The following is a 14,796-nucleotide window of genomic DNA, read 5'->3' on the forward strand; positions in this document are numbered from 1 at the left end:
TTAAGATTTAAATTTTTCATTGAAAAGAGAATAGTAAAATACGAGCGCAAACCCCAAGCAAAGCATAAAGAGAAATGGCATGAGGCTGTATTCCCCAAAATAGGCAGCCATTGCCAGCCCAAAAGAGAAATACAGTACCAAAAGGCCTTCGAGTATTGTAATCAAATTAATGGAAGAAAGCACATAATTGCTTTTTGAAATCAGCTTGTGTTCTTGGGTAATATTGAATTTGGGTGTTCGGATAAAAGGTGTTTTTTTACCGATGTAACCTTGGGCTACGGCAATTGCATTGTGCAGTGAAAGCCCCATGGATATGGCCAGGAATAAGGGGAATTTAATCATGAACTTCCCTAATGCTTTTGAAATGGATTTTTCATTTTTCAAATTTGACACAAAATACAAAGCACCTATGGCCAAAAAGCTGAGGATAAAAATGGATGCATAATTGACTATATCATCCAGATAGCTGAACCGGTTTTTGAAATAAACCAGGGGTACGCTTACTATGGCACTTGAAATCACAGCGATAAACACCAGGTTGTTGAGCAGGTGAAAAATGGCGTGAAACCGGGTTTTTAAGGGCATTTTCAATTTCATAACATTCCAAAAATGCTTTCGGGCTGTTTCGGCACCGCCCTTGGTCCAGCGGTATTGCTGCGATTTAAGGGCACTCATCACAGGGGGCAGTTCTGCCGGAGCTGTCACATCTTCTAAATATTTGAATTTCCAGCCTTTCATTTGTGCCCGGTAGCTGAGATCAAGATCTTCTGTAAGTGTATCAAAATTCCAATTGCCGCTGTCTTCAATACATTTCTTGCGCCACACACCGGCAGTACCATTAAAGTTGATAAATGAATTGGAAATGTTCCTTCCGCTTTGCTCCACTACAAAATGTCCGTCCAGGCCAAATGCCTGCATTTGAGTCAGCAAAGAGTAGTTTTTATTGATGTGCTCCCAGCGTGTTTGCACCATCCCAATTTCAGGATTAAAAAAACAGGGAATGGTTTTCAATAAAAAATCCTTTTCGGGCAAAAAATCGGCATCGAAAATGGCTATAAATTCACCTTTGGCTATTTGAAGGCTATGTGCAAGTGCGCCTGCTTTAAAACCGCTTCTGTCAGTTCGATGGATGTGCAGGATGTCAAATCCTTTGTTTTTCCAATAACTGACCCGTTCGGCAATAATGTCAAAAGTTTCATCTGTAGAATCATCCAATACTTGTATTTCCAATTTATTTGTAGGATAATCCAATTTGGCAATGGCATCTATAAGTCTTGAAGCGACCAGTTTTTCATTGTAAATAGGGAGTTGAACACTCACAAAAGGGAAATGCTCCTGCTTAATATTGTCTTCAAACTGAGCAGCTTTAAGGTTTTTCTTTTTGAAAAGGTATTGGTAAACCAGGTGCAGTTGGGCTAAGCTATAAAAGAATATAAACGAAAGCGCAATTGTATAAATGGCAATAATGACCGAAACAAATATTTTTACTGCTGTTATTTCCATTGGTGATGCCGGCTGAGCTTGCTTTATTTTTGATCTGAAATTCCAAAAGCCTTTGGCTCGTGTAATTTACCAACTAATTCAGGATTATGGTTAAACCGGCCTTCTTCCGGCCCATTTTCAAGCTTTAATACACCTCTTGGGCAAACTGCCGAGCAAATTCCACAGCCCACACAGGAGGAGCGAACAATATTTTGCCCGCGTTGTGCATAGGCTTTCACATCAATACCCATTTCGCAGTAGGTAGAGCAATTGCCACAGGAAATACACTGGTCACCGTTTGTGGTAATCCTAAAGCGCGATTTAAAGCGCTGAAACAATCCGATATATGCTGCCAGAGGGCAGCCGAAACGACACCACACGCGATTTCCTAAAATAGGGTAGAAGCCAACTCCGGCAACACCTGAAAAAGCCGCACCTATTACAAAACCATAGGGGCGGGTGAAATATTCATAAATGCTAAGTCCAAGAAATCTATCAGAATTGGTGAAATAGCCGTATAAAACTACTATGGTGACAATTGTGATCAGCAGCAATACACCATGCACCATCCATCGTTCGATTTTCCAGGAGCGTAGTGTTTTTGTGGAATTGTGTCTAAAAGGATCTCCGGCAGTTTCTGCCAGTCCACCGCAGCCACATACCCAGGAGCAATACCAGCGTTTGCCGTAGAAATAACTGAATATGGGAGTGCCTACTGCAAATAGAAAAATCCCGAATACCAAATAAAACATTCCCAGGCTGCCTCCACTCAGCATATTGTCCAGGTGCCAGCTTTCAAAAAAATAGTGGTTCAAAGGCCATATATTTTTGATGTCTTTGGCAAAATAAGCCTTGTCATCGTGCATGCCTTCTAAAATTTGTGGTATCAAGTAGGCGGTGAACAGTTGAAAAAACATGACCGAAAGGGTGCGAATTGTCTGATAGCGATTGTGCCTGTATTTCAATAAAAATTTATAACCCATAGCCAGAATGGCTACAGTATAAAGCGTACCATACACAAACCACTGATCGGCAGGCTCGCCTGTAAAAAATTGGCTCAATGGATCAAAAAGCGCAATGATACCGGTATTTGAACTGCTTTCATTTGCAAGACCGAGTGATGCCGGAAACCAGTAGAGCAGGACATAAAACCCGGTAAGGACTATTCCGATGGCCCAGGCTATTGCCCCTTTGTTGGTGAGTGCGGCATGATAAACACCATTGTTTTTAATCCCTTCGGGCTGCTTGCCGTAGGATGCATGTGCATACCATGCTGCTCCTGCAAAGAGCATAGCAATCGACAGGGGTAGAAAAATATTCGAATTAAGATGAACTCCTGCAATGGTCACCAGTAGAATTAATATGCCAATAGAGCCTGTGGCCAGGGCAAGCTTTTGCTGAAGGTTTAATCCTGCGGAATCGGGGTTGGCTATGGAAATGCTTTCATTCATAATAGTTCATGAGTTTAATGTTAATTCAATTTGAAAATATTCATCAGGCTTTTCTTTTTCAGTTTCACATAGGCATTGTTTTCTGCATTGTATTTTTCAACAATTTCTTTTTCGTGTTTTTTATAAAACTCAGGATCAAAATTGGCATCTTTCAGGTGTTCTAAAACATACTCCACCGTTCTTTTTTCAGTAAGCCAGCGATCCATGATTTCATGCCGCAGACGTATGCCCAAAGCATTTATACCCTTGAAAACTTTGTCGGTTTTATCAAAAACAAAATGCAGGGCTTTTTTGCCAGATAGGTCTTCCCAATAAAAATCTTGCTCATTGTCTTGGAGCTTCGGCATCACCCAACCGTAGGTTTGGTATTCTATATCAAAAAATTTAGCTGAATTGAACCAATTGCCGGGCGCATAGGCTGTTCTTTTATGGCTGAGGGTTTGCGCCAAAGCCTCCCCATGCATTCGACCGGTGTACCACACCTGCTCTATGTTTCTGCGATTGTATCCGGGCGACTCCTTAAACTGTGCACAGTCACCAATGGCATAGACATCTTCGATATTGGTTTCCAGGTATTCATTGACCAAAATACCTTTTTCGGTTTCAATCCCTGAGTTTTTCAGAAATTCAATATTGGGATGTACACCCACTGTTAGCCCTACAAATTGGCACTCAATTTTTTCGCCAGACTTGGTGATAATGGCTTTTACTTTTCCGTTTTCATCGCCTTCTATGGATTCCAGTTCGGTGGATAATTGCAAATCAATGCCGTGTTCGCGGATATGCCTGCCAATAAGTTCTGACTCTAGCGGTGGCAATACATTGTTCCAAAAGCCGGATTCCCGTACTAAAAATGAAACAGGGATATTCCTTGAATGCAGCATTTCCACCATCTCTATGCCGATCAAGCCACCCCCGACAACCACTGCACGGGAAATGTCTTTGGTGTTTTCCTCCATCAGTTCCAAATCGGGATAGCTGTACAAGCCCTGTACGCCTTTCAAATCCTGGCCCGACCAGCCGAATTTATTGGATTTGCTGCCGCTGGCAATTACCAGCTTATCGTAACTGATTTCAGCACTGTTTTTTAAAGAAAGCTTTTTATTGTCGGTATCCACATTTTCAACAAAACCATAAAACAGTTCAATGCGGTTTTTCTCCCAGAAAAAATCCTCATAGGGTTTGGTATCCACGTAGCGCATGTGTCCCATATAAATGTACATGAGTGCAGTGCGCGAGAAAAAATGTTTGGTTTCAGCAGAAATGACCGTAATGCGGTGGTCGCTGTTTTTGCGAATATGACGGGCACAGGTAATGCCCGAAATTCCATTTCCAATTATGACAATGTGCTCTTGCATTTATTATCAAGTTAAAGGTTGAACCAACTCTGAAAAGCGGTCTGACCGCTATACATCATGGTTTTTATTTTCCGAGAGGACTCTTGATCCTCGCTTTATTTAAAATTCTCTTTTTCATTCAAAGCCCAGTTGTATTCCATGTATTCGATTTCTGTATTTTCTGTTATTTTCACCGGAGCGTATTGATTCAGGTATTCAATCAAAGTCATTTCCTCGGTAAAATCACCGGTAAACCATTTGAAAATTTTAGAAATGCGGGGCTGCTCTACCGAAACCTGATTGCGCAGAGTATCGCTTAAAAATTCCCTGGCACTATTATCCAATTGTTGCTCTAAGCTCTTGGCTTCAAAGGCTTCTCTGCGTAATTTAGGACAGGAAACCGATGCGCAAACAATGGCGAAATGTATGCGTGGTTCTTCGAGTTTTTTGCGCAATTGTCCGTGTTCTACCAGGTTCAGATCCATTTGCTGTTCTCCAATTTTGAAAAATTTAATGTCCCAGGGAGTCGTAACAAAAGGAATATTGATTTTACTACCGATGTCTTTGATGCTTTCCACAGGATAATGATCAATGATTAATTTTACGGTAAAAGCATTGTACACATTGATCCAGTAGGCAATTTGTTCTTCCCGGCTCCATTTATCATCATCGGGCGGGGTGTTGCTCAATAGTTCAAGATAGGTGTTGAGTGCACTGCTGTCTTTTATAAAACCAGGGTAATTTACAGCTCCGTTTTCTGCCACATGTTTTTTTAACAACTGAGTCCAGTTATCGTGATTGGGAGCTGAAGTGCCGCTGCCTTTAAAATTCACCGAACGACAGGACAGGAATAGGCTGGCGATGATTAGAAAAAATAAAGTTGTTCTTCTCATGCCATTCCTGTTTTACTGTCTTCCTGAATTTGCTGAAAAGCAATATAATCTTCCATAGTATCTATATCTATCAGTTCGGGCAATATATAGGTTTTTAATTGCAAAGCCTTTAAATCTTTTAAAGTGTCGAGAAAAACTGAAGTGCTGCTCCATTTTTTGTTTTCAAACAAAGTCCTGTGCTGCTTTTTCATCCCAAGTAAATAATAACCCCCATCATTTGCGGGACCAATTACTGCATCGTGATTGTCCAGTTTTTCAAAAGCGGTATCAAGGTGTATTGTATTAATCTGCGGACAATCGCTGCCAATTATAATGCAGTTTTTGTGTCCCAGGGAAAACACTTCTTCAAATGCCCGGCTCATTCTTTTTCCCAGATCGGTTCCTTTTTGCAGTCTTTGGTGGAAGCCGTTTTTTGCCCAGGCATCACCGGTATCTATTTTATCCGAATAAAAAACATATTTCTCACAATTGCTTAGCTTCTTGCAGATTTGTAAAGTATAATTCAAAAGCTGAAGGTATATTTCTAATGCCTGGTCAATACTACTGCCCTCTGCCAACCTGGTTTTCACCATTCCGGCTACAGGGTTTTTTACAAATATGATGAGTGCGTTTTTATGCATTGGATTCAGTTATAGCATTTTGAAATTTAATACCGCTAAAGTAAAGTTGAACAAGCTATTGTAGTAAAATATAAAAATTCATAAACAATATTAGGGCAAGTTATTTAATATATCTTTCACCTTAGCACGCTTTTTATAATCCGGGTCAAAATGTCTCCATACAACTTTTCCATCGGTTCCTATTATGTATGTAGCAGGAATGGGCAATCTTTGGCTGTCATCAGAATGCACTTCTTTTAAATTTGCTCTTAGCAATGTATTGTATATTGCCCTGGAAATAGTGTCTGGTCGGAATGTCACATCAAAAGCATCAGAAATTTTATAGCCTTCATCGTACAATAATGTAAATTCGGCACCGGTTTTGCTCATGGTTTTTTTTAAAAACTCTGATTTTTCAGGTGAAATTGCAACCACAGTAGCGCCTTTCTCATAGATTTGAGGCAATTGTTTTTGAATTTTACTCAAATGATTGTTACAGATCGGACACCACTGACCGCGATAAAATATCAATACTACCGGCCCTTTTTGCAAAGCCTTTGATAATTGATAAACAGAGTCATTTTGGTTAATGGCAGAGAAGTCAGGTGCTTTTTCACCAACTTTCAATCCTTTTGCTTCCTTTACTTTTTTAAAATTTTGTTGTGTTTCCATAGTTCTTCATTCTTCATCAATACAAGGGCAATAATTGCTATTGCAAGCATTCTAAAGTGTTTTAATTGACCTGCCCGGCAATATTTATTATTCTGTTGCCTTATGCCGGGCAGGCCAGGGTTTTATTTAGAAAATACAAAATCAGTTGAGGCTGAATTGTGGCAATTGCCGCACATTCCATTCATCAATAGTGCACCGCGCATTACTTCGCCTGAGTTTGGATCTTCTGCAATGCTGCCATCAGCATGAACCACTCCCATCCATTGTTGGCGGGGTGAAAGAACCACCTCTTTTTACCATTGCTGTGTATTGTTCAATCGTTTCGCCTGTATTTGTTGTTTTTTTGACAATTATAGTACCTACAGGGTATTCACTGGAAGATGGGGTTTGTCCGTCTTTAAAAAACACTTCTCTGGTAACAGTACTATCATTTCCCCCGTGCGTTGAACCAATTGCGGGGTCATACCCTTCAGCAGTATGATCTAAAGACCAGGTTTCGAAATCAGAAAAGGATGATGATTCTGCAATAAATTCATTCGGTTCTGTATCATCATCTTTGTCGCAAGCCTGAAGAATGAGTATTAAACTGATTAAGGTTGACGCCATTAATAATAAATTGGTTTTTCTCATGATTAAATATATTTAGGGTTAAAAAATCCAAGGATTAATCTGCTTTTTAGTGCAGATGTGATAAATATTTCCAATGCTTTTTCAGCTTCTTCTTTTGCTGCATAACGCATAAATATTTCGAGCATGTCTTCATAATTGACTTGAATGCTTTCCTGAAACTGAAGCAATTCCATAAGCAATACATGGGCTGTACCAAGCTCAGTAAAAATAACATTGCCACTTTCCGGATGTCTGTGCAGTGAAAGCAGATAAAGTCCTTTATCATAAGGCTTAATATCTTTTGCTTTTTTTAAGTGTACAGGGAATTCCAAAGAGCAAACTCTTATTTCCGGGTTTAGTATAAGCCCTTGTTCTTTATGATCTCTTTCAGTATAATAGTCTGGCGTTTTTTCATCCTCCATCATATACACTTCAATTTCAAGCCACTCCATAAGAAGCAGGTCTATAATAAAGGGATATTTTTTTACGATTTTTAGATTGGATTCTCCTTTGAAATAAGTAAAGAACTCATAGGGCATTCGCCATATTTGTGGAGATTGACTTTTGTGAGAAATACGAAATTCATTTACTAAACTGTCCCATTCCCCTTTACTTAATAAACTGTGTGTCAGAGGGTAAGCTTTTGTCAAGCTGTCATCAAAAACACCTTTAACAAGACGGTGGTATTGATGAACATGCTTTTCATCTACACCTGGTATAGAAGGAAGTATTCCTGTTTTACAAAATGAGGCGAGCTTGTTTTGATATCGAAGGGTTGATTCTTTAAGCAACTGCATTTTCTATAGATTTTAGAGCATTGCGTTTTATATTTTTCAATCGATTTATTTCGTATTGTAAATCTTTCATTTCCGGAATATTGAAATCTCTTTCAAGAAGTACAGGGAGGTCTAAATTTGTGGTTTTTATGGCATAATCGAAAAGTTCATATACAGGGTCGATTATTGCTTTGCCATGTGTGTCAATAATTAGGTCATCGCTGATTTTTTCGTGGCCGGCCATATGCATGTATGCTATGCGATCAAAGGGCAGTTGGTCAATATACTCTCTACTATTGTATTGGTGATTGAAGCTGTTTACATAAATGTTGTTGATATCAAGTAGCAGTAGGCAGTCGGCTTCTTCCAAGACAGCATTCACAAAATCAATTTCACTCATTTCGGCTGCAACAGGGGAATAATAGCTGACTATTTCAATAGCAATCCTTTGTTCTAAAAAATCCTGTACTTTTCTGATTTTTGAGGCAACATGTTTTACTGCATCATCTGTAAAAGGAATAGGGAGCAGATCATATAGGTGTGCATTAGAACATTTAGAGAAACTTAAATGCTCAGAATAGATCAGTGCACCGGTTTCGTTTAGAAATTTTTTGACTTTTGCTAAAAATTCGTAATCTAAATCATCGGGGCTACCTACTGATAAAGAAAGGCCGTGTGTGTAAAGCGGATATTTTTCCAATGCTTTCTTCAATTCTTTTTTCCAGTAGCCGCCTATTTCTATCCAGTTTTCAGGAGCCAGCTCTATAAAATCCGGTTTTATTCCTGAAGCATCTATTACTTCGCGTGAAAAATCTTTTCTAAATCCTATTCCAACCATAGCCTTGCTTTTATGATGAATGATGCCGGCAATAGTTACCGGCATCATATCTAATCATCAATTATGCACATGTAGCTTCTTTGCTTTTACTTTCGCTTTTTTCGCTTTTCTTTTTGTCGGCTTTTGAGTCTTCTTTTCCACCGCAATTGGCCTCGGCAGATTTACTTTCTGTTTTTGCCTTTTTTGCATCATCCCCGCAATTGCCATCACCACATTTGGCCTCGGCATCTTTGGTTTCTGATTTTTGGGCTTTCTTACTGTCCTTTTCACCGCAAGTCAATTCCAAAGACAATTCATCAGAGTGATTTATTGCTTCGTTAGAAAGAGTGGATCTGATTTCTCCACCTGAACCCAGGGTTTTAAAATTTAATGAATTTGAAGCGCTGATGCTTCCTCCACTGATCATCACTCCTGATACCAGCGAGCCAATGATGAATTTTTTACTGTTCATGGTTTTTTGTTTTTGTTTGACAGAATAGTCGCAGCAAAAAACCAATCCTTACAAGTAATGAAAAAAAGAAAAGGAGCTTATAACATTTGGCTTACCAAATCACATAGCGCACGCCCAGATTGACCACCTCTCCAGCACCGGCATTTCTGCCTTTCAGAAAGTGATTGAAAGAGAGTTCGAGTTCTAAATTTTCAATCACATATACTTTGGTGCCCACTCCGATTTGAATAAAATATTGCGACATGCCGAATTTACCCTCACTGTCTTTTGAAAAAGTGGGAAACCACTGGCCTAGGCCGTAAATGGTCAGTCTTTTTGTGGGAAAAGCACTGATGATATAGGTTAAAGGCGATTGAACCAGATTTTCGAGTTGGCTTTTGCCACCAAACCTTCCAATGATGTCCAGTCCAAAAAAATGATTGAGGTAGTTGCCCTGTCTTTGGTCAAAAAACAACTGGTTCCACCAAAAAAACTTGTCGTAATCCAAAAAGGGTCTTCCCGATTCACTGCCTTCCATATCCTTTGCAGTTGGAATATAAAAGGTGCTCTGCACCGAAAAATTACTGAGCTTTTTAAAGGGAATAAATTTAATTCTCGGCCCTGCAAATGCCAATTGGGTTTGGGCTATTTCATTGTTTCCAAAACGCAGGATTTTCACAGGGTTTTCGCTGCGATCTTCTACCTGCCGTACAGATTTAAAGATAAAATCTGCGCCAATATTGATGCGCGGGTGCAATCCGGCAGTAAACTGGAAAAAACTTGTCAAGTAAGTGGAGCGCTTGTCCTCTATTCTTGTCCTGTTTTCATCAAAGAAAGTGTTTTGCGTGTAGAAATTATTCAACAGTCTTAATTCGAAAGTCCCCTTACTGTACAGCACTGAGCTGGTGTATAATTGCAGATTATTCTTTTTTTTTACCGAATCTGTTCCCTGGTTTTTTGCAGGCGTATTCAGCGACCAGTCGTATGGATAGCTCATCCATTTGTAATTATCGGGGATTTCAATTTCGAGGTAACTCATTATGTATTGCTCTATGGAGTTGTATTCTTGGGTGAAATCCTTTTCATACCAATTGAAAAGCTCAGAAAACAAGACCTTTTGTTCGGAGTGGTTTATCTTTAAAAAACCGGGATCGTTGATGACCTGTCGGGTTCGGTTTTCCAACTGCTGCTCGATGGAAGAGGGGAGATAGGCGTAATCAACAATTTCAGGGCAGCCTTTTGCAGCACAAACCAGCACAAAATGCAGGCGTGGATCAAAAAAATCTTTCATCAGCCATGACTTTTCCAAATCGTCAAGACTGACTTTTCTGCCTGCTACATTGAAATTTTTCTTGTCGAAAAAACTGCTTATCTCCAGCGGTGAATTGATTGGGTAATGATTGATTACATTGCTTATGGTCAGTATGTTGTAAGCGTTGATCAAAAAAGCTTTTTGCTCATTTCTGTCTTTCTGTTGGTAGTCAAAATTTTCAATGTTGTTTAAAAGTGTTTTGAGCAAGCTTTGATCTTGCTTTAAGCGATCATAGTCCACTGCATTATCGATCACATACTGGTCAAAGAAACGGCCTGCTGTTTTGAAAAAATCATTTTCAGAGGCTGATAGCTGCATTGTTGCAGTAAACAACAGGATTAGTGGGATGATTATTCTGTACATATATACCATAGAAAGCAGGGCTCTGGTTTAGTGATGGGCCTGGTTCTTACATTTGGGCTATGAGCTTTTGTTGCTGGTGATTTTTAAAATGTTTTTCCTGACATGATCAGGCAACTTTGCATTTTTCTTGTCTGGGATGTTTGAAGTATTCAGCAGGTAACTTTCAATGAAATGGCTGAATTTTTCATAACGCGAGCATACACCGCAAAGTATTAAGTGGGATTTTAACTGAAGCAATTCGCCCATTGACAACTTGTCAACAGCTTTTTTTTCGATCAGCTCACCGGCTTTTTTACAGGAAATCATGAGTGACATCATAGCATTATAGGGTGTTATTTATTAAACCAGTTCAGGTCAATACATTTTTTGAGCATCAACTTAGCCCTGTGGATTATTTGCCAATAATTTGACGGGGTGATTTCCAGCTCCTGACAGATGTCTTTGCCGTCTTTTTCAAGCAGGTATTTTGAGTTTACGGCAAAGCGCCAGTTTTCGGGCAGGTCATCCAGGCACAGCTCCATTACTTTTCTGAATTCATCATCATCCAAAAGGTGAATGTCATCATCGATAAAAGCTTGTGATTCCGGGGCTTTCCATTTACCGTTTTCATCAAATAGGTTTTCGGTCAGGTCAAAGGCTTTTTTTTCAGATGGCTTATTGTTATCTGTGCTGATGTATTTTATTTTTCTCCTGTAATGGTCTATGATTTTATTGTTAAGAATGGAAAAAAGCCAGGTTTTGGGTTTGCTGTCCTGTCTAAACTTGTCCAGAGATTTATATGCCGAAAGAAATGTTTCCTGAACAATGTCCTGTGCCACCATTTCATCTGAAGTTTTGTGTAAAGCCCAGGAATACATGGCGTCACTGTAGTCATTTACCCAGGAGGAAAATTGAACTTCCTTTTCGGATTGACTTAAAGTATTTTTAATCATCTGTTCTGCAATTTCATACAGGAGTTAAATTAATGTATTTGCAGCTGAAAAAATGTACATCTTACTTTTTATAGCGGCCTTTCCCTTTTCCACCTGATTTCTGAAACCCTTTTTTTCGGGGTTTGAATTTCGGCACTTTCCATTCCGGACCTTCGCCAATATGCGGTGGCAGAGGCAGTTTCATCACTTCCTGTTCCATCAGGTCTTCTATTTGCTTGAAGGAGTACATATCGTTTTCGTTTACCAGTGTAAGCGCCACCCCTGTAGTATCTGCCCTTGCTGTTCTGCCCACGCGGTGCACATAATCGGCAGCATCATCGGGCACATCAAAATTGATCACCAGGTTGATGTCTTTGATGTCAATCCCCCGGCTGATTACATCTGTAGCAACCAGTACTCTTGTTTTTTTGGAGCGAAAGCGGTTCAGCACATCTTCCCTTTCGGATTGTTCCAGATCAGATGAAATACTTTCTACTTTAAAATCCTTGTTTTTCAATGCCCGTTGAATATCATGGACTTTTTTCTTGGTAGAGCTGAAAATCAAAATGCTTTTGTAATTGGGCTTGTCTGCAATCAATTGATTGAGCAAAGGGATTTTTTGGGCATCATGAGCAAGATAAGCGGCCTGCAAAACCCCTGCAGCAGGCTTGGAGATGGCAATATTGATCTCTGCCGGATCATTCAATATTTCTTTTGAAAGTTTCCTGATTTTGGGTGGCATGGTAGCGCTAAACATCAGGTTCTGCCGTTTTTTTGGCAAATAGGTGATGATCTTTTGAATATCCTCATAAAACCCCATATCCAACATGCGGTCTGCTTCATCAAGTATCAGGAAATTGAGGTCTTTAAAATTCGTATAGCCCATATTCATGTGGGAGATCAATTTGCCGGGTGTGGCCACAATAATTCCTGCCCCTTCACTTAAGGCGCGTTTTTGTGTGTCAAAATTGCTTCCATCGCCACCCCCATAAATAGGAATGGAAGATACCCCCAGAAAATAGGCGAAACCCTGAATTTCCTGATCAATCTGTAATGCAAGTTCACGGGTAGGGACAATTACCAGCGCATTGTTGCCTTTGCTGTTGTTTTCGGCCATGTAGTTGAGTACCGGCAGTATAAATGCTGCCGTTTTTCCCGTGCCGGTCTGTGCACAGGCTATCAGGTCTTGCCCGTCAAGGATTTTCGGAATGGCCATTTCCTGTACTGGAGTAGCTTCCACAAAATTCATGTAAGAAATGGCTTCGAGTAATTGTTTGTTTAGTTTAAGGTCTTTGAATTTCATAAAATGAGTGAAAAATGTATTGGTACTAAAAAACTGTGAATATACGGATAATTAAGAGCTTTGAATTACATTTAGGCAGAACCAATAGTTTTGAAATATTTTCAGTTTTGATTTTATAAATGTTAATGTTATCAATAGCGCTTAGGGTTTTTGAATGGATAATAGTACTATTTATGGTACCTTTGCACTGAATTTTGAACAAGAGCAAAGTTTTTAAGGTTTTTATCAGCAAAAAGACATTATGAAGAATAAATTAGACAGTATTGAATCGGCTGTAGAAGATATGAAAAATGGAAAACTCATTATTGTAGTAGATGATGAGGATAGGGAAAATGAAGGTGATTTTATCACTGCTGCGGAAAATGTAACTCCCGAAATAATCAATTTTATGGCTACACATGGTCGCGGCTTGATTTGCGCCCCTATTGTAGAGAGTAAAGCACAGGAATTGGGCCTCGAGCTAATGGTTGGAAGCAATACCAGTTTGCACGACACTCCATTTACCGTTTCCATTGATTTGAAAGGCCACGGTTGTTCCACAGGGATATCGGCTAGTGACAGGGCCAAGACCGTTCGGGCTTTGATCGATCCCAATATCCATCCCTCAGAACTATCAAAACCCGGACATATTTTTCCTTTAAAAGCAAGAAAAGGCGGTGTGTTGAGAAGGGCCGGCCATACAGAAGCCACCATAGATTTGGCCAGACTTGCAGGCATGGATCCCGTGGGTGTACTTGTGGAGATTATGAATGAAGATGGTACGATGGCAAGACTCCCGGAATTGTTTAAAATTGCCGAGCGCTTTGATATGAAGATCATTTCCATTGAAGATCTGATCAAATACAGGATGGAAAAAGAGCGGCTGATTAAAAAAGTAGTGTCGGATGTAGACATGCCCACCAAATATGGTGATTTTAAAGTACATGGATACAGACAATTGACCACCGATGACGAGCACTTTGCTTTGGTTAAAGGTACTTGGGAACCCGGTGAGCCGGTTTTGGTACGTGTGCACTCATCCTGCCTTACCGGGGATTTGTTGGGTTCTTTGCGCTGCGATTGCGGTGATCAGTTGATAGCAGCCATTAAAGCTGTAGAAGAAGAAGGAAAAGGTGTGATATTGTACATGAATCAGGAGGGGCGTGGAATTGGACTGCTGAACAAATTGCGTGCCTACAAATTGCAGGAAGAAGGAATGGATACCTATGAGGCCAATGAAGCACTTGGTTTTAAAATGGATGAACGTGACTACGGAGTTGGTGCACAGATTCTGAGAGACCTGGGGGTGAGCAAAATGCGCTTACTGAGCAACAATCCTAAAAAACGTACGGGTATCGTAGGTTACGGACTGGAAATAGTGGAAAATATTTCGCTTGAAGTGGTTTGTAACAAGCACAACGAGCGCTATCTTAAAACCAAAAGGGATAAGATGGGGCATGAGATTATGAAGGATCAGTGAATTTTAGAAGATAGAGGTTAGAGGTTAGAAATTAGAAGTTAGAAATTGATTTTAGTTTGTGATTTATCTGATGCTTGTTGAAATACGGTGGAAATACAGTGGAGGTATGTTGTTGGAGGAAATTAGAAGTTAGAGGATAGAAATTGGAAGTTGATACCCCATCCCATTTCACGGACAGTTTTCACTTCAAATAAATTTCCAAAATCAATGCGTGCTTTAACAGGGATTTTTTCATGTGGTTAAAATTTATTTTCAGCGGTCACATGCCCGCCTGACTGACTTTAGTCGGGTAGGGAACTCACAATGGCAAGAAATTTTAACGATGCTTATGTGGGTCAAAATTTTTTGGCATTCTGAGTAA

At 39.8% G+C, this 14,796-nt stretch carries 15 protein-coding genes; 1 reads left to right on the plus strand and 14 read right to left on the minus strand.

The window, feature by feature from the left end:
- The 14 genes from WD048_15310 to WD048_15375 form a co-directional block, all read right to left on the minus strand.
- Positions 1-1,503 (minus strand): glycosyltransferase, encoded by a 1,503-nt coding sequence (locus WD048_15310; protein MEX0813585.1) that lies wholly within the window; start codon positions 1,501-1,503, stop codon positions 1-3.
- A gap of 23 nt (positions 1,504-1,526) precedes the next feature.
- Entirely contained in the window at positions 1,527-2,933 is a 1,407-nt protein-coding gene (locus tag WD048_15315; protein ID MEX0813586.1) for a 4Fe-4S dicluster domain-containing protein, read from the minus strand.
- A 20-nt stretch (positions 2,934-2,953) separates the two neighbouring features.
- On the minus strand, positions 2,954-4,291 hold the full coding sequence (locus tag WD048_15320) for an FAD-dependent oxidoreductase (protein ID MEX0813587.1): 1,338 nt from the start codon (positions 4,289-4,291) through the stop codon (positions 2,954-2,956).
- 95 nt (positions 4,292-4,386) lie between these two features.
- Positions 4,387-5,163: a DUF547 domain-containing protein gene (locus WD048_15325; GenBank protein ID MEX0813588.1), complete on the minus strand. Its 777-nt coding sequence runs from the start codon at positions 5,161-5,163 to the stop codon at positions 4,387-4,389.
- A complete protein-coding gene (locus WD048_15330; protein ID MEX0813589.1) occupies positions 5,160-5,783 on the minus strand; it encodes a TIGR04282 family arsenosugar biosynthesis glycosyltransferase in 624 nt (207 codons plus the stop codon). Before WD048_15330 ends, WD048_15325 begins: the two co-directional genes overlap by 4 nt.
- Before the next feature lie 90 nt (positions 5,784-5,873).
- Positions 5,874-6,434, minus strand: a complete 561-nt coding sequence (locus tag WD048_15335; GenBank protein MEX0813590.1) for a peroxiredoxin-like family protein — start codon at positions 6,432-6,434, stop codon at positions 5,874-5,876.
- Between the two features lie 240 nt (positions 6,435-6,674).
- Positions 6,675-7,040 carry a hypothetical protein gene (locus WD048_15340; protein ID MEX0813591.1) on the minus strand — a complete coding sequence of 122 codons (366 nt, stop codon included), beginning with the start codon at positions 7,038-7,040 and terminating at the stop codon, positions 6,675-6,677.
- Positions 7,041-7,066: 26 nt separating this feature from the next.
- Positions 7,067-7,840, minus strand: coding sequence for a putative DNA-binding domain-containing protein (locus tag WD048_15345; GenBank protein ID MEX0813592.1), 774 nt, complete (start codon positions 7,838-7,840; stop codon positions 7,067-7,069).
- The gene (locus WD048_15350; protein MEX0813593.1) at positions 7,827-8,657 is read right to left on the minus strand and encodes a DUF692 domain-containing protein; all 831 of its coding nucleotides are present in this window, start codon (positions 8,655-8,657) and stop codon (positions 7,827-7,829) included. The genes WD048_15345 and WD048_15350 overlap by 14 nt, the downstream gene beginning before the upstream one ends.
- Positions 8,658-8,718: 61 nt before the next feature.
- On the minus strand, positions 8,719-9,108 hold the full coding sequence (locus WD048_15355; protein MEX0813594.1) for a hypothetical protein: 390 nt from the start codon (positions 9,106-9,108) through the stop codon (positions 8,719-8,721).
- A 91-nt stretch (positions 9,109-9,199) separates the two neighbouring features.
- Positions 9,200-10,717 (minus strand): DUF547 domain-containing protein, encoded by a 1,518-nt coding sequence (locus WD048_15360; GenBank protein MEX0813595.1) that lies wholly within the window; start codon positions 10,715-10,717, stop codon positions 9,200-9,202.
- A 102-nt stretch (positions 10,718-10,819) separates the two neighbouring features.
- Complete coding sequence (locus tag WD048_15365; GenBank protein ID MEX0813596.1) at positions 10,820-11,080, minus strand: hypothetical protein; 261 nt, start codon at positions 11,078-11,080, stop codon at positions 10,820-10,822.
- A gap of 14 nt (positions 11,081-11,094) precedes the next feature.
- Positions 11,095-11,694, minus strand: a complete 600-nt coding sequence (locus WD048_15370) for a sigma-70 family RNA polymerase sigma factor (GenBank protein MEX0813597.1) — start codon at positions 11,692-11,694, stop codon at positions 11,095-11,097.
- Between the two features lie 61 nt (positions 11,695-11,755).
- The gene (locus WD048_15375) at positions 11,756-12,976 is read right to left on the minus strand and encodes a DEAD/DEAH box helicase (GenBank protein ID MEX0813598.1); all 1,221 of its coding nucleotides are present in this window, start codon (positions 12,974-12,976) and stop codon (positions 11,756-11,758) included.
- Positions 12,977-13,217: 241 nt separating this feature from the next.
- Between WD048_15375 and WD048_15380 the strand changes: the two genes are divergently transcribed.
- Positions 13,218-14,435 (plus strand): bifunctional 3,4-dihydroxy-2-butanone-4-phosphate synthase/GTP cyclohydrolase II, encoded by a 1,218-nt coding sequence (locus WD048_15380; GenBank protein MEX0813599.1) that lies wholly within the window; start codon positions 13,218-13,220, stop codon positions 14,433-14,435.
- Positions 14,436-14,796 lie beyond the last annotated feature (361 nt).

The sequence above is a fragment of the Chitinophagales bacterium genome (assembly GCA_040877935.1).
Lineage (GTDB): Bacteria > Bacteroidota > Bacteroidia > Chitinophagales > CAIOSU01 > JBBDNB01.

What these genes read in the sequence shown, in the direction of transcription:
- WD048_15375 (MEX0813598.1), bottom strand. Translation starts at nt 12,976, where the DNA reads ATGAAATTCAAAGACCTTAAACTAAACAAACAATTACTCGAAGCCATT.
- WD048_15310 (MEX0813585.1), bottom strand. Translation starts at nt 1,503, where the DNA reads ATGGAAATAACAGCAGTAAAAATATTTGTTTCGGTCATTATTGCCATT.
- WD048_15370 (MEX0813597.1), bottom strand. Translation starts at nt 11,694, where the DNA reads ATGATTAAAAATACTTTAAGTCAATCCGAAAAGGAAGTTCAATTTTCC.
- WD048_15325 (MEX0813588.1), bottom strand. Translation starts at nt 5,163, where the DNA reads ATGAGAAGAACAACTTTATTTTTTCTAATCATCGCCAGCCTATTCCTG.
- WD048_15340 (MEX0813591.1), bottom strand. Translation starts at nt 7,040, where the DNA reads ATGGCGTCAACCTTAATCAGTTTAATACTCATTCTTCAGGCTTGCGAC.
- WD048_15360 (MEX0813595.1), bottom strand. Translation starts at nt 10,717, where the DNA reads ATGCAGCTATCAGCCTCTGAAAATGATTTTTTCAAAACAGCAGGCCGT.
- WD048_15355 (MEX0813594.1), bottom strand. Translation starts at nt 9,108, where the DNA reads ATGAACAGTAAAAAATTCATCATTGGCTCGCTGGTATCAGGAGTGATG.
- WD048_15335 (MEX0813590.1), bottom strand. Translation starts at nt 6,434, where the DNA reads ATGGAAACACAACAAAATTTTAAAAAAGTAAAGGAAGCAAAAGGATTG.
- WD048_15315 (MEX0813586.1), bottom strand. Translation starts at nt 2,933, where the DNA reads ATGAATGAAAGCATTTCCATAGCCAACCCCGATTCCGCAGGATTAAAC.
- WD048_15365 (MEX0813596.1), bottom strand. Translation starts at nt 11,080, where the DNA reads ATGATGTCACTCATGATTTCCTGTAAAAAAGCCGGTGAGCTGATCGAA.
- WD048_15330 (MEX0813589.1), bottom strand. Translation starts at nt 5,783, where the DNA reads ATGCATAAAAACGCACTCATCATATTTGTAAAAAACCCTGTAGCCGGA.
- WD048_15350 (MEX0813593.1), bottom strand. Translation starts at nt 8,657, where the DNA reads ATGGTTGGAATAGGATTTAGAAAAGATTTTTCACGCGAAGTAATAGAT.
- WD048_15345 (MEX0813592.1), bottom strand. Translation starts at nt 7,840, where the DNA reads ATGCAGTTGCTTAAAGAATCAACCCTTCGATATCAAAACAAGCTCGCC.
- WD048_15320 (MEX0813587.1), bottom strand. Translation starts at nt 4,291, where the DNA reads ATGCAAGAGCACATTGTCATAATTGGAAATGGAATTTCGGGCATTACC.
- WD048_15380 (MEX0813599.1), top strand. Translation starts at nt 13,218, where the DNA reads ATGAAGAATAAATTAGACAGTATTGAATCGGCTGTAGAAGATATGAAA.